This is a genomic window from Cellulosimicrobium sp. PMB13, assembly GCF_051294865.1.
GTDB lineage: Bacteria > Actinomycetota > Actinomycetes > Actinomycetales > Cellulomonadaceae > Cellulosimicrobium.
On record NZ_CP145910.1, the window covers coordinates 1,734,601 to 1,752,641 of the forward strand.

Here is an 18,041-nt window from a genome sequence, read left to right on the forward strand (position 1 = left end):
CCAGCACCGACAGGAGACCACGTTGTCCACGCACGACATCCGAGACCTCGGCGCCACGCCGGGGACCCTCGTGACCGAGGCGATCCAGTCCGCGATCGACGCCGCGGCGTCGGCCGGGGGCGGGCGGGTGGTCGTCCCTGCCGGTCGCTGGGAGACGGGCGCGCTGCGGCTGCGCTCGTACGTCGAGCTCCACCTGGAGGCCGGGTCGGTGCTCGCGTTCGTCGACGACCGGGACCTGTACCCGGTCGTCGATGCCCGGTGGGAGGGTGCGCCCGCGCGCATCTACTCGCCGTGCCTGTACGCGCACGGTGAGACGGACGTCGCGATCACCGGGTTCGGCACGGTCGACGGCGGGGGGCGGCCGTGGTGGGACGCCTTCCGTCGCGACCGTGCCTCCCTGGCCCACCCGCGGCCCACGCTCGTGGGCCTGCACGAGTGCCGTCGCGTGACGGTCCGGGACGTGACGCTGCGCGACTCCCCGAGCTGGACCGTCCACCCGCTGCTGTGCGAGGACGTGACGATCACCAACGTGCGGATCCTCAACCCCGCGGACTCGCCCAACACGGACGGCATCGACCCCGAGTCGTGCCGCAACGTGCGGATCAGCGACTGCCACATCGACGTCGGCGACGACTGCATCGCGATCAAGGCGGGCACCGAGGCCACGGCCGAGCGCGTCCCGTGCGAGAACATCACGATCACCGGCTGCACGATGGTGCACGGGCACGGCGGCGTCGTCATCGGCTCCGAGATGAGCGGAGGCGTGCGCAACGTCGTCATCACCGGCTGCGTGTTCCAGGGCACGGACCGCGGCATCCGCGTCAAGTCGCGGCGCGGTCGCGGGGGAGTCGTCGAGGACGTCCGGGTGTCGAACGTCGTCATGGACGGCGTGCTGTGCCCGTTCGTGCTCAACACCGCCTACTTCTGCGGTCCGGGCGGCAAGGACCCCGTCGTCGCCGACCGGTCGCCGCAGCCCGTCGACGCGACGACGCCGCTCTTCCGCCGCATCCATCTCGCGCACGTCACGGCGCGCAACGTGCACGCCGCGGCGGCGTACGTGCGCGGACTGCCGGAGCAGCCCGTCGCCGACGTCACGCTCGAGGACGTCGCGATCTCGTTCGCCCCCGACGCGATCCCGGGCGCCCCCGCGATGGCGGCGGACGTGGACGACGTCGCGCGGGCCGGCCTGGTCGTCGCGTTCGCCGCGGGCCTCGTGCTCTCGGGCGTCCGCGTCGACGGGTGCGTCGGCCCCGGCGTCACCACCGAGCCGGGCGACGACGTGCGGTACCGCGACGTGAGGATCAACGGTGCGTACGTCGACTGAGCGCGCTGCGGTGCGCCGGACGGGGGAGATCGTGCTCGCCGGGCTGGGCGTCGCGCTGAGCCTGCTGTTCCTCGGCGGGTTCGCCGGGGTCGTCAACGGCGTGGACGAGCAGGCCTTCCTGCGTGACGTGCACCCCGCGATGACCGACGCCGGGATCGCCGTCGCCGAGGCCGACGCCTACGAGGCCGCCCGGACGCTCGCCGCCTGGTTCGGCTTCACCCTCGTCGCGGTCCTCGCGACCGCGGTCCCGGGCATCCTCCTCGCCCGGTCCCGGCCGCGACGGCGGGCCGCCGGCCTGCTGTTCCTCGGCGCGGGCCTGGCGTGCCTCGTCGGGAGCCAGTTGATCCTCTACCCCGTCGCGTTCTGCTTCTTCGCCGCCGCCGCCCTCTTCGTGGTGCGGCAGGTGCCCCCGGAGGAGCCGCGGGAGACGGGCCGGCCGAGGCGGCGCGCCGCCAGCACCACCACGCACCAGACCAGCAGCGTCGCTGCGCAGAGCATGGGAGTACGACGATGAGCACGACAGCGACGAAGGTCGTCACGAGCAGGTCGGGACGGCGGCGTCGGCCGACGGCGGGCCGCCGAGCCTTCCAGGTGGTGAACTTCCTGGTGCTCGGCGGGTTCGCCGCGATCTGCCTGCTGCCGTTCCTCAACATCATCGGCAGCTCGTTCGCGACGCCCGGCGAGCTCACCCGCCGGCCGTTCATCATCCTGCCGGAGGCGTTCACGCTCGACGCGTACCGGTACATCCTGTCGACGCCGACGATCTTCCGGGCCATGGGTGTCTCGGTCTTCGTGACCGTCGTCGGGACGTTCGTCAGCCTCGTCCTCACGTCGCTCATGGCGTACGGCCTGTCGAAGCGCTACCTGCGCGGGCGACGCGTGCTGAACTTCCTCGTCGTGTTCACGATGCTCTTCAGCGGCGGCATGATCCCGACGTTCATCGTCGTCAAGGAGCTCGGCCTGATCGACTCGCTGTGGTCGCTGATCCTCCCCGTCGCGATCAACGCGTTCAACTTCGTCATCATGCGCAGCTTCTTCCAGGCGATCCCCGACAGCCTCGAGGAGGCCGCGCGCATCGACGGGTGCTCCGACCTCGGGGTGTTCCTGCGGATCGTCCTGCCGCTGTCGCTCGCGTCGATCGCGACGATCGGCCTGTTCTACGCCGTGTCGTACTGGAACACGTACCAGGCCGCGATCCTCTACATCAACTCGTCGGACCTGTGGCCGATCCAGGTGCTCCTGCGCCAGATCGTCCTCGTCTCGAGCGGGATGAACGCGGACGCGGGCGCGGTCGAGGTCGTGCCGCCGGCGCAGTCGATCAAGATGGCCGTGATCGTGGTCGCGACCCTGCCCATGCTGATCCTCTACCCGGTGCTGCAGAAGTACTTCGTCAAGGGCGCGCTCATCGGCTCGGTGAAGGGCTGAACGACCCGACGGACGACCACCTCGGGTCGAGCGTCTCGCCGAAGCCCTGACCGCGGACGGCGACCGTGCCGTCGTCGTCCACGACCAGCCGCAGGCGCACGACGGCGAGCTCGTCGTCGAGCACCCGGCACTCGACGTCGAGCGTGCGCGGCGCCGACCAGCCCGCCGTCACGACCGACCGCCCCGCGGAGCCGAGCACCTGGCGCCGCGGGGCGTCGACGTCGTACGCGAGCTCCCAGGCGCTGGTCGGCGAGCCGAGCGTCCCGGTCCGCGCGCCGAGGTCGAGCTCCAGGTCGTGGGGCCACGTGCCCGGGACGACGGCGACGTGCCGGCCGCGCGCGGGGACGGCGTGCGCGTCGTCGTGCCGCGGCGACGGCCAGCCGAGCGCGTCGGGCGCCGAGCGGTACGAGGTCACGCCCGGCGACCCGGGCGCGACGTCGGCGGACGGTGCGAGGAACGGGTCGACGAGGTGGCGCAGGACGAGGTCGAGGACGCGCTGGTCGCCGCTCTGGCAGGCCTGGGCGTCGGCCGTGACGACGACCGCGAGGTCGCGCTCGGGGAGCCCGTAGACGACCTGGCCCCCGAGCCCGAACGCGAGGAACCCACCGCGCGCCGGGACCCAGAGCTGGTACCCGTAGCCGCCGCGGAACGGCGCTCCCCACGTCACGGCCGACGTGTCGGCGTGGGCGGTCGTGGCCTCGCGCACGAAGTCGTGCGGGAGGAGGCTCGCGCCGTCGTGCACGCCACCGTCGAGGAGGAGGCGCGCGAGCAGCGTGAGGTCGTGCGGGCGGCACACGAGCCCGGACCCGCCGTGGCTCACGCCGTCCGGCCCGGCGAGGAACCGCAGGTCGGAGGAGATCCCGAGGGGGTCGAGCAGGCGCGGCCGCAGGTAGTCCGCGAGGGTCGTGCCGGCGAGCCGCTCCACGAGCGCGGCGAGCACGTACGACCCGCTCGTGTCGTACGTGAAGAGCGTGCCCGGCGGGTGCGTGGGCGGCACGGTGAACCACGAGGAGAGCCACGACCCCTCGGAGAGCTTGTAGGTCGTCGAGGCGTGCGGGCCGCGCATCGTCAGCAGGTCGCGGACCGTGGTCCGTGCGACCCAGGGGTGGCACCGGCCCTGCTCGGGGAAGTGCGCGCTGACGCGGTCCTCGAGGCGCAGCCTGCCCTCGGCGACCAGCAGGCCGACGGCGATCCCGGTCACGGTCTTGCCCACCGAGTACTGGCGCTGCGGGACGTCGGGGCCGGTGAACGGGGTCTCGCCGACCACCACGGGGTCGCCGCCGACGGTGACCTCGACGGCGTGGAGGGCCGCGCCGAGCGCGGCGGACTCGCGGAGGAGGGCGGTCAGGTCGAGCACGAGGAGCCTCTCGGACGGACGGAGCACGGTCGTCCCGGGCCGGGACGATAGGGTGAGGGTAATCGGTTTCCCGCGGCCCGGGCGGACGTCCGCGCCGCGGCTTCCGCTCCTTCGGGGGCAGGCGGAACGACGCGACGACGCTACGACGACGAGGACCCCACCGACGCATGCGCACCTACACGAACCCCGTGCTCGACGCCGACTGGCCCGACCCCGACGTGATCCGCGTCGGCGCGGACTACTTCCTCGTCGCGTCGTCGTTCAACCGCAGCCCGGGGCTGCCGATCCTCCACTCGACCGACCTCGTGACGTGGACGATCGCGAGCCACGCGGCGCCGCGCGTCGAGCCCGCCGGGCACTACCGCCGCCCGCGGCACGGCTCGGGTGTCTGGGCTCCGAGCATCCGGTACCACGACGGCGAGCTCGTCGTCGTCTTCCCCGACCCCGACCACGGCATCTTCGTCACGCGCACGCGCGACCCGTTCGGCGAGTGGTCGGCGCCGCACCTGCTGCTCGAGGGCCGCGGCCTCATCGACCCGTGCCCGCTGTGGGACGACGACGGCCGCACCTATCTCGTGCACGGCTGGGCCGCGAGCCGCAGCGGGCAGAAGAACCTCCTCACGCTGGTCGAGGTCGACGAAGGGCTCACCCGCGTGGTCGGGCGCCGCGAGACCGTCGTCGACGGCGACCTGCTCCCGGGGTACCGCACGCTCGAGGGCCCGAAGCTGTACAAGCGCGACGGGTCGTACTGGATCTTCGCGCCCGCGGGCGGCGTCGCGACGGGCTGGCAGTCGGTGTTCCGCGCCGACTCGCCGTTCGGGCCCTACGAGGACCGGATCGTGCTGCGCCAGGGCGAGACGCCCGTGAACGGCCCGCACCAGGGCGCCTGGGTCACGACGCCCGGCGGCGAGGACTGGTTCCTGCACTTCCAGGACCGCGGCGTCTTCGGGCGCGTGGTCCACCTCCAGCCGATGACGTGGGGCGAGGACGGCTGGCCGGTGATCGGCGAGCCCACGGCGGACGACCCCCGCTGCGGGCAGCCCGTCCTGCGGCACGCGGTGCCCGACGCCGCGACGTCCGCGGGCGCGGACGTCGCGCGGGGCGAGGGCGAGCCGCGGCGCACCGACCTGTTCGACGGCGCGCGGCCCGGCCCGCAGTGGTACTTCCAGGGCAACGTGCCCGCGGCCACGGCCGTCACCGGCGCCGGGACGCTGCGCCTCGCCGTCGCGCCGGACGACCTCGGAAACCTGCGCGACGTCGCGGGCGTCCTCGGCCAGCAGCTCCCCGGCTACCCGTGCCGCGTCACGACGAGCGTCGACGTGAACCTGGGTGACGTCGCGCCGGACCTTCGTGCCGGTCTGCTCGTGCTCGGCCGTGCCTACGCGTGGGTCGGCGTCGAGAGGTCGGGCGGGCGCTCGCGCCTCGTCGCGCGCCGCCGCGACGAGGACTCGCTGCGCGTCCCCGAGACCGACCTCATGGAGCCGGTCGAGCTGCCTGCCGGGAACGGGCCGGTCGACCTGCGGCTCGAGACGGACGAGGCCGGGAAGGTCACGTTCGCGTGGCGCGCGGGCGCCGACAGCCCGTGGCGCGCGGCGGACACGCCGTTCGAGGCCGTCGAGGGCCACTGGATCGGGGCCGAGGTGGCGCTGTTCGCGGGCGGTACGACGGCGACCGGCCCCGTCCCCGAGGGTGCGCACGTCGCGTTCGGCCCGGTACGGGTCGAGGACCGCGAGACCGGGACGGTGCGCTGAGCCGTCAGACCGGGGGCGGGGCGGTGCTCTCGCGGACGACGAGCTCCGTGGCGAGGTCGAGGCGCAGGTTGACCGGTCGCTCGCCGCGCGCGAGGTCGAGCACCATGCGGGTCGCCGTGCCCGCCATCTCCTGCAGCGGCTGGTGGACGGTCGTCAGCTCGGGGCCGATCCACCGCGCGAGCGGGAGGTCGTCGTAGCCGACGACGGACAGGTCCTCGGGCACGCGCAGGCCGAGCTCGCGCGCGGCCCGCAGCACCCCGAGCGCCTGCATGTCCGACCCGGCGAAGATCGCCGTGGGGTGGTCGGGGAGCGAGAGCAGCGCCTTGCCGTGCTCGTAGCCGCCGTCGACGTAGAAGTCGCCGTAGCGCACGAGCTCGGGGTCGACGGCGATCCCCGCCTCGTCGTGCGCGCTGCGGTACCCGTCGATGCGGGCGCGGCTGCACAGCACGTCGGACGGCCCGGAGACGATCGCCACGCGCCGGTGCCCGAGGCCCAGCAGGTGCCGCGTCGCCGAGAGGCCGCCGCTCCAGTTGTTCGACCCGACCGTGGGGACCCCCGCGGGCTGCTCGCCCTCCGTGTCGACCACGACGAACGGGATCGAGCGGCTCTCGAGCTGGTGCCGCTGCGACTGGTCCAGGCTCGACAGCACGAGCAGGACGCCGAGCGGGCGGCGCGCGAGCACGCCGTCGAGCCAGTCCTGCGGCGGTCGGTGCTCGCCGCCGAGCTCTGACAGGACGACGGCGACGCCTGCGGCGGCCGCCGCGTCCTCGACCCCCTTGATGATCTCCAGCGACCACGCGGAGGCGAGGCGGTGGAACACGAGGTCGATGAGCGGCGTCGGGTTCGACGGCGCCGACCGGCGCCGTCGGTACTGGTGGCGCTCGAGCGCTGCCTCCACGCGGGCGCGCGTGGCGGCCGCGACGTCGGGCCGCCCGTTGAGGACCTTCGACACCGTGGGCACCGAGACGCCCGCCTCGACGGCGATGGACGCGATCGTGGCCGGTGCGCCGCGGCTCGCCCCGGCACCCGCGGCGTCGGCGCCGCCGGTGGTGGCGGACCGGTCCTCGACGGTCATGCTGCTCCTCGGTGTCTCGCAAGTTTCGAGGGAACCGTAGCACCCGTCTCCGACGACATCGCGCCCGAGCGGGTCCGTGAGCGGGTGGAAACCGCGAGAACTCCGCCCGCCGCTCGTCACCACACTGTGACCTTGCCTCGCTTGACGGCGCCCGGCGGTGCGGTCTAGCGTCCCGATCCAACGGGTATCGGAGACTCATCCGATACTTTCGAACGTCCACGACGCAGTGGATGCCCGGTACCCCCGGGCAAGGCACGACGACGTGACCGAACCGAGGAACGCGATTGACGACCCAGACCACACCGGCCGCCGTGCCCGACCGGCACGGCGACAGCACCACCCCGCCGTGGCGCGACGTGCGGCTCGACGCCGGCGAGCGCGCCCGGGCCCTCGCGGCCGCGATGACTCTCGAGGAGAAGCTCGCGCAGCTCGTCGGCGTCTGGGTCGGGGCCGACGCGTCGGGCGGCGGTGTCGCGCCCCACCAGGCCGACATGACGGGGAACGTGCCGACGTGGGAGTCGGTGGTCGAGCACGGCCTCGGTCAGCTCACCCGCCCGTACGGCACCGCCCCCGTGGCCCCCGCGGTGGGCGCCCGGTCGCTCGAGCGCTCGCAGCGCGACCTCGTCGCCGCGAGCAGGTTCGGCATCCCGGCCCAGGTCCACGAGGAGTGCCTCGCGGGCTTCGCCGCGTGGCAGGCGACCGCGTACCCCGTCCCGCTCTCGTGGGGAGCGAGCTTCGACCCGGAGCTCGTCGAGGCGATGGCCGCGCGCATCGGCGCGAGCCTGCGGGCCGCCGGCGTCCACCAGGGCCTCGCCCCGGTGCTCGACGTCGTCCGCGACCCCCGCTGGGGCCGCACCGAGGAGACGATCGGCGAGGACCCCTACCTCGTGGGGACCGTCGGCGCGGCCTACGTGCGCGGCCTCGAGTCGGGCGGCGTCGTCGCGACGCTCAAGCACTTCGCGGGCTACTCGGCGTCGCGCGCGGGCCGCAACCTCGCGCCGGTCACGATGGGGCCGCGAGAGTTCGCCGACGTGGTCCTGCCGCCGTTCGAGACGGCGCTGCGCCACGGGCGCCCGCGCTCCGTCATGCACTCGTACACCGACGTCGACGGGATGCCGTCGGCCGCCGACCGCGCGCTGCTCACCGGGCTGCTGCGCGAGAGGTGGGGTTTCGACGGCACCGTCGTCGCCGACTACTTCGGGATCCGCTTCCTCGAGACGCTGCACCGGGTCGCGGCCGACGGCACCGAGGCCGCGCGCCTCGCGCTGGACGCCGGCGTCGACGTCGAGCTGCCGACGGTCGACACGTTCGGTCCGGAGCTGGCCACCGCGGTCCGCCGGGGCGACGTCGAGGAGTCGCTCGTCGACCGGGCGCTGCACCGGGTCCTGCGCCAGAAGATCGAGCTCGGCCTCCTCGACCCGGGCTGGGAGCCCGTGCCGGGCGGCGGCACCGAGCTCGTGCTGGACGACGACGCCGGGCGCGACCTCGCCCTGCGCCTCGCCCGCGAGGCCGTCGTCCTGCTCGACAACCGCGACGCGGCGCTCCCGCTCGCCCAGGGGACCCGCGTGGCGCTCGTCGGGCCGCTGGCCGACGACCCCATGGCCATGCTCGGCTGCTACTCGTTCCCCGCGCACGTCGGCGCACGGCACCCGGAGGTCGAGAGGGGGATCGACGTCCCGACCGTCCTCGACGAGCTGGGGTCGCGGTTCGACGTCGTGCACGCCCCGGGCTGCGAGGTGACCGGGACGGACCGGAGCGGTTTCGCGGACGCCGTCGCCGCGGCGCGCGCCGCGCAGGTGTGCGTGGTCGTCGTGGGCGACCGGGCCGGGCTGTTCGGGCGCGGCACGTCCGGCGAGGGCTGCGACGCGGCCGACCTGCGCCTGCCGGGGGTCCAGGAGGACCTCGTGCGCGCGGTCCTCGCGACCGGGACGCCCGTCGTCCTGCTCCTGCTCACGGGGCGTCCGTACGCGCTCGGCGCGGTCCTCGACGAGCCGACGCCGCCCGCCGCCGTCGTGCAGGCGTTCTTCCCCGGGCAGCTCGGCGGCCGGGCGGTCGCGGAGGTGCTCGCGGGCGAGGTGTCGCCGTCGGGCCGGCTGCCCGTGAGCGTGCCGCGCGAGCCCGGGGGACAGCCCGGGACGTACCTGTCCGCGCCGCTCGGCCTGCGCTCGGGCGTCTCGAACGTCGACCCGACCCCGTCGTTCGCCTTCGGGCACGGGCTCTCCTACGCCACGTTCGCGTGGGAGGACGCTCAGGTCGTCGGGGCGGCGAGCCCGGACGGGCCCGCCCCTGGACCCGCCGACTGGCCGGTCGACGGCGACGCGGAGGTCGCGGTGACCGTCCGGAACACGGGCACGGTGCCGGGGGCCGACGTCGTGCAGCTCTACCTGCACGACCCGGTCGCCCAGGTCACGCGTCCCGTCGTGCGACTCGTCGGCTACGCGCGGGTCGCCCTCGACCCGGGCGAGGCGGCGACCGTGACCTTCACGGTGCCCGCCGACGTCACGTCGTTCACGGGCGCCGCCGGCCGCCGGGTCGTCGAGCCGGGAGACGTCGAGCTGCGGGTGTCGCGGTCCAGCGACGACACGGTCGCGGCGCTCGCGCTGCGCCTCGTCGGGGCGGAGCGCGTCGTCGACCACACGCGGCGTCTCGTCAGCGGCAACCGGGTGGACCGGGTCGAGCGGTCCGACGTACCGCGGGACAGCATCGAGCAGCACGAGCACGAGGAGGTGAGCGTGGGATGACCCTGGACCAGGGCCCCGTCGACGTCGGCGAGGCCACCACCGTCGCGAGCGCCGTCGCAGCGGCCGAGCACGCGCGGCCCGGCGAGCCCGCGGGCGGCGGGGGCCGACGGGGGCGCGGGCGCAGCAGCCGGGAGGCGCGACGCCGCACGGCGGGCGTCGTCCCGTGGCGCGTCGCGCTGCGCAAGGACTGGCGGCTCTACACGTTCCTCGTCCTGCCGCTGCTGTTCCTCCTCGTGTTCCGGTACGTGCCGATGCTGGGGAACGTCATCGCGTTCCGCCGCTTCCGGCCCGGGGGCAACCCGTTCGGCGACGAGTGGGTCGGCTTCTACTACTTCGAGATGTTCATCCAGAACCAGCAGTTCTGGCAGGTGTTCTGGAACACCGTGATCCTCGGTCTGCTGACCCTGGCGATCTGCTTCCCGCTGCCGATCGTCTTCGCGCTCCTGCTCAACGAGCTGAGGTCGCGCCGGTTCAAGCGCGTCGTGCAGACCGTCTCCTACCTGCCGCACTTCATGTCGATCGTCATCGTCGCGGGCCTCGTCCTGCAGCTCACGTCGATCAACGGCACGGTCAACCAGATCGTCGAGGCGTTCGGCGGCGACCCGGTCGCGTTCATGCAGCAGCCGGAGTGGTTCCGCACGATCTACGTCTCGTCCGAGGTCTGGCAGACCGTCGGGTGGGGCACGATCCTCTACCTCGCCGCGCTCACCACGATCGACGACCAGCTCTACGAGGCGTCGCGCATCGACGGCGCGAACCGGTGGCAGCAGACCTGGCACATCACGCTCCCCGGGATCCGCCCGACGATGATGGTCCTCCTCATCCTCAACATCGGCTCCTTCATGGCGGTCGGCTTCGAGAAGGTCCTGCTCCTGCAGAACCCGTTGATCTACTCCACGGGTGACGTCATCTCGACGTACCTGTACCGCGTCGGCATCCAGTCCGCGCAGTTCTCCTACGGGACCGCGATCGGGCTGTTCGAGGCCGTCATCGGGCTCGTGCTCGTCCTCTCCGCGAACTCCCTCTCGCGCCGTCTGACAGGAGCCTCGCTGTGGTGACCGACCCCCTGGCCGCGACCCCCGACATCGCGCGCGTCCGCCAGCAGACCGGAACGATCAAGGACTCCGTGGGCTACCGCGTGTTCCGGGTCGTCAACGCCTTCGTGCTCGTCGCGATCGCGGTCGTGACGCTGTACCCGTTCGTCAACCTGTTCGCGAAGGCGTTCTCGTCCGAGGGGTTCATCGCCGCGGGCGAGGTCAACCTCGTGCCGCGCGGGTTCAACCTCGAGACGTTCCAGGTCGTCCTGGGCGACCCGCTGTTCTGGACGAACTACAAGAACACGGTCGTGTACACCGTGGTGGGCACCGTCATCGCGATGGCTCTCACCGCGACCTACGCGTACGCGATCAGCCGCCGGCAGCTCAAGGGCCGGAGCTTCTTCATCGGGATCGCGGTCTTCACGATGTTCTTCGGCGGCGGGCTCATCCCCAACTACATCCTCGTGGCGAACGTGCTCGGGCTGCGGAACACGATGTGGGCCGTCGTGCTCCCCGGGGCGATCTCCGTGTTCAACCTGCTCGTCATGAAGTCCTTCTTCGAGAACTTCCCCGCGGAGCTCGAGGAGGCCGCGGCGATCGACGGGCTCTCGACGTACGGGATCTTCGGGCGCATCGTGCTGCCGCTGTCGAAGGCTGTGCTGGCGACGATGACCCTCTTCTACGCCGTGGGCATCTGGAACTCGTGGTTCACGGCGTTCCTCTACCTGGACCAGAAGGAGCTGTTCCCGGTCACGGTCTACCTGCGCAACCTCATCGCGGCCGCCACCGGCACCGAGGCCGTGACGGGCGGTGCGGGCGGGGACACCGTGCAGATCGGCGCGAACATCCAGTCGGTGACGATGCTCCTCACCGTCCTGCCGATCGTGTGCCTCTACCCGTTCGTCCAGAAGTACTTCGTCTCCGGCGTGATGCTCGGCTCCGTCAAGGGCTGACCGCCGGCACGCACGACACACCGCACCACCCGCACGACCTTGCACACATCTCAGCGACGTCAGAGCGACGAAGCTCGTCACCCGAGGAGAGAGATGAGAAACACCCGAATCCCCGCCGCCGCCCTGGCGACGGCGACGACCCTGGCGCTGGTCCTGACCGCGTGCAGCGGCAACGGCGGAGACACGCCCGAGGCCGAGGAGGGCGGCGGCGCCGTCACCATCGACGCCGAGCACTCCGTCGGCGCGATGGAGGACTTCGAGGCGGGGACGACGTTCGCGGCGACCGAGCCCGTGGACTTCTCCCTCATGTACCGCGACCACCCGAACTACCCGGTCAAGGAGGACTGGTCGGTCTTCCAGAGCCTCGAGGCCAACCAGAACGTCACGTTCACGCGGACCGACGTGCCCCTGGCGGACTGGGACAACAAGAAGTCCCTGCTCATCGGCGCGGGCGACGCGTCCGAGATCATCCCCGTGACGTACCCCGGCCAGGAGGTGCAGTTCGTCTCCGGCGGCGCGATCCTGCCCGTGTCCGACTACCTCGAGTACCTGCCGAACTTCTCCCAGAAGATCGAGGACTGGGACCTGGGAGCGGAGCTCGACGCGCGCCGCCAGGCCGACGGCAAGTACTACATCCTTCCCGGTCTGCGCGAGATCCCCGACGTCCAGTACTCCGTCGTGATCCGTGAGGACCTGTTCGAGAAGGCGGGGATCACCGAGGACCCCGAGACCTGGGACGAGTTCGCGGACCAGCTCGAGCAGGTCAAGGCCGCCAACCCCGAGCTGTCGTACGCCATGACGGACCGCTGGACGGACACCACCCCGCTCGGCGCCATGCTCCAGTACATGGCCCCGAACTTCGGCACGAGCGGCGGCTGGGGCTACAGCAACACGTGGTGGGACGCGGAGAGCGAGGAGTTCGAGTTCGCCGGGACGACCGACGGGTACAAGGAGCTCCTGACGTACGTCGCGGGCCTCGTCGAGGCAGGCTCGCTCGACCCCGAGATCACCCAGAACGACGACCAGGCCGTCCAGAAGCTCGTCTCCGGCCAGGTCGCCGCGATCTCCGGCAACACCCAGGAGATCAACGCCTACCGCCAGAAGCTCGCCGACGCCGGTCAGCCCGACGTTCCGCTGCGTCTGATCGTGCTCCCCGACGGCCCCTACGGCGGCTGGCTCGCAGGCAGCCGGCTGTCCTCGGGTGTCATGATCTCGAGCGACGCCGCCGAGCAGCCGCACTTCAAGGCGCTCCTGCAGTTCGTCGACTGGCTGTACTACTCCGACGAGGGCATGGAGTTCGCCCAGTGGGGCGTCGAGGGCGAGACCTACACGAAGGACGGCGACGTGCGCGCCCTCCAGCCCGACATCGGCTGGAACGCGCTCAACCCCGACGCGCCGAAGAAGCTCAACGCCGACTTCGGGTACAGCAACGGCGTGTTCCTGCTCGCGAACGGCTCGTCGAAGGACCTGCTCCAGTCCGTGATGTCGGACGAGATCAAGGAGTGGACCGACGCCGTGCTCGCGAAGAAGGAGACGCTCCCCGTCGCGCCGTCCGCCGGTCTCGACGAGCTCGAGCTCGAGCAGACGGCGCTCCTCGACACGCAGCTCAAGGACGCCGTGATGGCCGCGACGGCCGCGTTCGTCACCGGGCAGCGTCCCCTGAGCGAGTGGGACGCGTACGTCGCCGAGCTCGAGGGGCTCGGTGCCACGCAGCTCATCGACACGAACAACACGGCGCTCGCGCGTCAGGACGGCTGACGCCGAAGGCGTCGCCCGCCGCACGCCCCGCCGCCGCCCGGTCGCCCCACCGGGCGGCGGCGGTCCGGCGCCCCAGCACCCCACCGATCCCAGCACCGGAGCCAGACCCGTGACACCCACCGTCGTCCCGTCCGAGCCCGTCGCCGTCCTGTCCGACGCGTGGCGCACGTGCGTCGGTACCGGGCGCTTCAACCTCGCGCTGCGCCAGGACTACCAGGAGTCGCTCGCGCTCGCGCAGGCGGACATCGGCTTCCGGTACGTCCGCGGTCACGGCCTGCTGTCCGACGACGTCGGGATCCACCGCCCGTACGACGTCGCCGGGTCGACGAGGTACCACGGCACCCGGTATGCGTTCACGTACGTCGACCAGGTGGTCGACGCCTACCTCTCGCTCGGGATCAAGCCGTTCCTCGAGCTCGGGTTCATGCCGTCCGGGCTCGCGTCCGGCGACCAGACGGTGTTCTGGTGGCAGGGCAACGTCACGCCGCCGAGCGACCACCGCGAGTGGGCCGCCCTCGTGAGCGCGGTCCTGCGTCACCTCGTCGACCGGTACGGCCTCGACGAGGTCCGCACGTGGCCCGTCGAGGTGTGGAACGAGCCCAACCTCGTGAACTTCTGGGAGGGCGCCGACCAGGAGGCCTACCTCCGCCTCTACGAGGTCACCGCGCACGCGGTCAAGGACGTCGACGCCGACCTCCAGGTCGGCGGCCCCGCCATCTCGCCCGGAGCCGACGACTGGTGGTCGCCGTTCGCCGACGCCGTCGCCGCGCGCGACCTGCCGTGCGACTTCGTCTCGTTCCACGCGTACACGAGCGGCCCTGCCCAGCACGTGCCGTTCGGGGTCTACCAGACGCTCCGGCGCCCCCAGGGCCTCCTCGACCAGTTCGCGCGGCCCCGCGAGCTGCTCGCGGGCACGCGCCTCGCGGGCGTTCCCGCCCACGTCACCGAGTTCAACACGAGCTACCGCCCCGACAACCCGGTGCACGACACGGCCTACAACGCCGCCTACCTCGCGCCCGTCCTCGCGCACGGCGGGGACCTGGTCGACTCGTTCTCCTACTGGACGTTCTGCGACGTCTTCGAGGAGGAGAACATCCCCACCGCGATCTTCCACGGCGGGTTCGGGATGCTCGCCCACCGCCAGGTGCGCAAGCCCACCTACCACCTCTACGCGTTCATGGCCCGGATGGGCGCCGACGTCCTCGCACGCGGTGACGACCACCTCGTGACGCGCGACGCCGCGGGTCGCGTCACGGTCCTCGCGTGGCAGCCCGTCGGGGGGGCCGACGACCCGACCGAGCCCGAACGTCACGAGCTGCGGCTCAGCGTGCCGGTCGGCCACCCGGCCGTCGGGCCACGAGGGACCGCCCCGGGCAGTCACCGACGCGCGTCCGTGCACCGCAGCGTCGTCGACGAGCACCACGGCAACGCGTTCACCGCGTGGCAGCACCTCGGCCGCCCCGCGTCGCCGACGTCACGCCAGCTCGACCTGCTCCACGAGGCGTCCGAGCCCGCGCGGTCGCTCACCTCGCTGCCCGTCGACGACGGCCGCGTCGACCTCGTGCTCACGCTCGCCCGGCACGAGGTCACGCTCGTCGAGATCGACCCCGTGCAGGACGAGACGCCGCCGTGGCTCGACGACGACCGCATCCTCTGCCGCGAGAGCGCGAGGTGACCGCCGTGACCGGGCCGAGCGCCCCGCCGTCGGGCACCGACGACCACCACGTCCCCGGAGACCTCGGGCAGGGTCCGCTCGGCCGGGCGACGGTTCTCGTGTACTGGTACGTCGTCGTCACGGCGCTGCTCGCGCTCGCCGCGCTGCCCACGGTCGTGCTGCTCCTGCTGCTCGACCGGTCGGCGTCCAACGCGCCGCTCGCGGCGCTCGCGGCCGTCCCGCTCGGCCCGGCGCTGTCCGCCGCGCTGCACGCCGTCCGGGCTCGCGAGACGGCCGACGAGGTCGCTCCCGCGCGCGCCTTCTGGCGTGGCTACCGCGGCAACGCGGTCGACGTGCTCCGCACGTGGGTGCCCGCGCTCGTCGCTCTCGCGATCGTCGGTGTCGTCCTCGCGAACGCCGACGCCGCGGGCGTCGGCCCGGTGCACGCGGGCGTGCTCGTGGTGATCGCCGTGCTGGTGACCGTCTGGGCGCTGCACGCCGTCGCCATCACCACGTTCTTCGCGTTCCGGGCACGCGACGTCGCTCGCCTCGCCGCCTACTACGTGGGCCGCCTGCCGCTCGTCACGCTCGGCGTGCTCTCGCTGCTCGTCGCCGCGGGCGGCGTCGCGTGGTTCGCGACCGACGCCGTCCTCGCCGTCGTCGGCGGGGTGTGGGTGTGGTGCTGGTACCGCAACGACCTGCGGATGCTCGACGACGTCCGCTCCCGCTTCACCACCGACGCCGAGGAGGGCTCCGCCCGATGACCGCCGCGCACCTGCCCGCCGACAAGGTCCTCTACGGGGGCGACTACAACCCCGAGCAGTGGCCCCGCCCGGTCTGGGAGGAGGACTACGAGGCGTTCGACAAGGCCGCGATCGACGCCGTGACGCTGTCGGTCTTCGGGTGGTCGTCTCTCCAGCCCGCGGCGGGGACCTACGACTTCTCGCGGCTCGACGCGATCGTCGCGCGCGCGGTCGAGGGCGGCCGGCGGATCGTCCTCGCGACCGCGACGGGTGCCCTGCCGCCGTGGCTCGCGCACGAGCACCCCGAGGTGAACCGCACCGACTTCCAGGGGCGCCGGCACGTGTACGGGCAGCGGCACAACGCGTGCCCGAGCTCGCCCGTGTACCGGCGGCTCTCGGCCGAGCTCGCGGGCCGGATCGCGGAGCGCTACGCCGGGACGCCCGGGCTCGTCGCGTGGCACGTCGGCAACGAGTACGGCGGGTTCGACGGCGGGTGCTGGTGCGACCTGTGCGCCGCGGCCTTCCGGGTCTGGCTGCGCGAGCGCTACCGCACGATCGAGCGGCTGAACGTGGCGTGGAACGCGGAGTTCTGGTCGCACCTGTTCACCGACTGGGACCAGGTCGTCCCGCCGAACGTGCTGAGCGAGCACTGGCGCGGCCCCGACCACACCGCGTTCCAGGGCATCACGCTCGACTACCGCCGGTTCCAGTCCGACGCGATGCGCCAGAACTTCCGCGACGAGAAGGCGCGCATCCGCGAGCACGACGCGACGACGCCCGTCACGACGAACTTCATGGGCCTGTTCCGCCCGCTCGACTACCACCGCTGGGCCGACGACCTGGATTTCGCGTCGTGGGACAACTATCCGCCGGGGCCGCGCGAGCACGCGCGCACGGCGCTCGCGCACGACCTGATGCGCGGGCTCAAGGGCGGTGCGCCGTTCTGGGTCATGGAGCAGACGCCGACCATCACCGCGAGCCGCGACGTCAACCCGGTCAAGCGCCCGGGGGTGCTGCGCCTGTGGTCGTGGCAGGCCGTCGCGCACGGGGCCGACGCCGTCCTCTACTTCCAGATGCGCCAGTCGAGGGGCGCGTGCGAGAAGTACCACGGGGCCGTCCTCGACCACGCGGGCCGGACGGACACGCGCGCGTTCCGCGAGGTCGCGGCCCTCGGCGAGGAGCTGCGTGTGCTCGGTGACGCGGTGCTCGGCGCGCGCACGCCCGCGCGCGTCGCGCTGCTCTTCGACTGGGACTCGTGGTGGGCCGCGGAGATGACCGACGGCTTCAACCGCCACGCGCGGTACGTGCCCACGGTGCTCGGGTACTACCGGGCGCTCTGGCAGGCCAACGCGGACGTCGATGTCGTCCCCGTGACGGCCGACCTCTCGCGGTACGACGTCGTCGTGGCGCCCATGCTGCACCTGCTGAAGGACGACGTCGCGGCGCGGCTCGCTGCCGTCGCGGCGCGCGGGGGCAGCGTCGTCTCGTCGTTCTGGGCGGGTCGCGTCGACGAGGACGACAACGCGTTCCTCACGGACGCCCCCGGTCCGCTCGCCGGCCTGTTCGGCGTGCGCGTCGAGGAAACGGACTCCGCCGAGCCGGGCGCGGTCAACCCGGTCACGCTGCACGACCCGGACGACGGACCGAGCGATTCGCTCGTGTCCGGTGCGGAGCTCGTCATGGAGCTGCTCGTGCCCGAGGGCGCCGACGTCGTCGGGACGTACGGCGCCGAGTTCTACGCCGGGACGCCCGCCGTGACGCGGTGCCGCGTACCGGCCGACGCGGGCGGCGCGCTCGACGCGGGCGGCGGCGTGGACGAGCCCGCCAGGACAGGGGAGGCCTGGTACGTGGGGACCGGCCTGGACGACGCCGGCCTCGCGTGGGTGCTGCGTCGCGTGCTCGACCGGCACGGTCTCGTCGGCCCGTACGCCGACGTGGAGGACCTCGAGCTCGCGGTCCGGGCGCGAGACGGCGAGCGCACCGCGTTCGTCCTCAACCACGCCCTCACCGCCGTGGACGTCGCCGCGCACGCGTCGGGCACCGACCTGCTCACGGGCCGGAGGATCGAGCGCGGCGAGACGCTGCACCTCGAGCCGACGGACGTCGTCGTGCTGCGCGAGGACCGGCCGTAGCTCCGTCGACCGAGTCGTCACGCACGAGCCCGGCCCGGCCGGTCACGTTCTCGGGGTCTCGTCCGTCAGGGTGGCAGAGCCCGACGTGGGG

General features: G+C 72.8%; 13 protein-coding genes. 11 read left to right on the forward strand and 2 right to left on the reverse strand.

Features of this window, described 5'->3' with window-relative positions:
* The first annotated feature begins 22 nt into the window (after nucleotides 1-22).
* Genes V5D56_RS08070 through V5D56_RS08080 form a run of 3 tightly spaced genes read left to right on the forward strand, consistent with a single transcriptional unit; the run spans nucleotide 23 to nucleotide 2,749 of the window.
* The gene (locus V5D56_RS08070; protein ID WP_435738524.1) at nucleotides 23-1,324 is read left to right on the forward strand and encodes a glycoside hydrolase family 28 protein; all 1,302 of its coding nucleotides are present in this window, start codon (nucleotides 23-25) and stop codon (nucleotides 1,322-1,324) included.
* Complete coding sequence (locus tag V5D56_RS08075) at nucleotides 1,308-1,838, forward strand: hypothetical protein (protein ID WP_435738525.1); 531 nt, start codon at nucleotides 1,308-1,310, stop codon at nucleotides 1,836-1,838. Before V5D56_RS08070 ends, V5D56_RS08075 begins: the two co-directional genes overlap by 17 nt.
* Nucleotides 1,835-2,749: a carbohydrate ABC transporter permease gene (locus V5D56_RS08080; protein ID WP_435738526.1), complete on the forward strand. Its 915-nt coding sequence runs from the start codon at nucleotides 1,835-1,837 to the stop codon at nucleotides 2,747-2,749. The genes V5D56_RS08075 and V5D56_RS08080 overlap by 4 nt, the downstream gene beginning before the upstream one ends.
* On the opposite strand, the gene V5D56_RS08085 is transcribed toward V5D56_RS08080, so the two are convergent.
* A complete protein-coding gene (locus V5D56_RS08085) occupies nucleotides 2,727-4,133 on the reverse strand; it encodes a serine hydrolase domain-containing protein (RefSeq protein WP_435738527.1) in 1,407 nt (468 codons plus the stop codon). The two genes, V5D56_RS08080 and V5D56_RS08085, sit on opposite strands and share 23 nt — an antisense overlap.
* Nucleotides 4,134-4,273: 140 nt before the next feature.
* On the opposite strand from V5D56_RS08085, the gene V5D56_RS08090 reads away from it, so the two are divergent.
* A complete protein-coding gene (locus tag V5D56_RS08090) occupies nucleotides 4,274-5,857 on the forward strand; it encodes a family 43 glycosylhydrolase (RefSeq protein ID WP_435738528.1) in 1,584 nt (527 codons plus the stop codon).
* Nucleotides 5,858-5,861: 4 nt separating this feature from the next.
* Here V5D56_RS08090 and V5D56_RS08095 read toward each other — a convergent pair whose 3' ends face one another.
* Complete coding sequence (locus V5D56_RS08095; protein ID WP_435738529.1) at nucleotides 5,862-6,932, reverse strand: LacI family DNA-binding transcriptional regulator; 1,071 nt, start codon at nucleotides 6,930-6,932, stop codon at nucleotides 5,862-5,864.
* A gap of 284 nt (nucleotides 6,933-7,216) precedes the next feature.
* Between V5D56_RS08095 and V5D56_RS08100 the strand changes: the two genes are divergently transcribed.
* From V5D56_RS08100 to V5D56_RS08130, 7 genes are all read left to right on the forward strand, one after another.
* Nucleotides 7,217-9,673, forward strand: a complete 2,457-nt coding sequence (locus V5D56_RS08100; protein WP_435738530.1) for a glycoside hydrolase family 3 N-terminal domain-containing protein — start codon at nucleotides 7,217-7,219, stop codon at nucleotides 9,671-9,673.
* Nucleotides 9,670-10,731, forward strand: a complete 1,062-nt coding sequence (locus V5D56_RS08105; protein ID WP_435738531.1) for an ABC transporter permease — start codon at nucleotides 9,670-9,672, stop codon at nucleotides 10,729-10,731. The genes V5D56_RS08100 and V5D56_RS08105 overlap by 4 nt, the downstream gene beginning before the upstream one ends.
* Nucleotides 10,725-11,663, forward strand: coding sequence for a carbohydrate ABC transporter permease (locus V5D56_RS08110; protein WP_435738532.1), 939 nt, complete (start codon nucleotides 10,725-10,727; stop codon nucleotides 11,661-11,663). The genes V5D56_RS08105 and V5D56_RS08110 overlap by 7 nt, the downstream gene beginning before the upstream one ends.
* Before the next feature lie 93 nt (nucleotides 11,664-11,756).
* Nucleotides 11,757-13,421 carry an ABC transporter substrate-binding protein gene (locus V5D56_RS08115; protein WP_435738533.1) on the forward strand — a complete coding sequence of 555 codons (1,665 nt, stop codon included), beginning with the start codon at nucleotides 11,757-11,759 and terminating at the stop codon, nucleotides 13,419-13,421.
* A gap of 109 nt (nucleotides 13,422-13,530) precedes the next feature.
* Nucleotides 13,531-15,096, forward strand: a complete 1,566-nt coding sequence (locus tag V5D56_RS08120; RefSeq protein WP_435738534.1) for a GH39 family glycosyl hydrolase — start codon at nucleotides 13,531-13,533, stop codon at nucleotides 15,094-15,096.
* 5 nt (nucleotides 15,097-15,101) lie between these two features.
* Nucleotides 15,102-15,839: a DUF624 domain-containing protein gene (locus V5D56_RS08125; RefSeq protein ID WP_435738535.1), complete on the forward strand. Its 738-nt coding sequence runs from the start codon at nucleotides 15,102-15,104 to the stop codon at nucleotides 15,837-15,839.
* Complete coding sequence (locus tag V5D56_RS08130; protein WP_435738536.1) at nucleotides 15,836-17,950, forward strand: beta-galactosidase; 2,115 nt, start codon at nucleotides 15,836-15,838, stop codon at nucleotides 17,948-17,950. The genes V5D56_RS08125 and V5D56_RS08130 overlap by 4 nt, the downstream gene beginning before the upstream one ends.
* The last annotated feature ends 91 nt before the right edge of the window (nucleotides 17,951-18,041 follow it).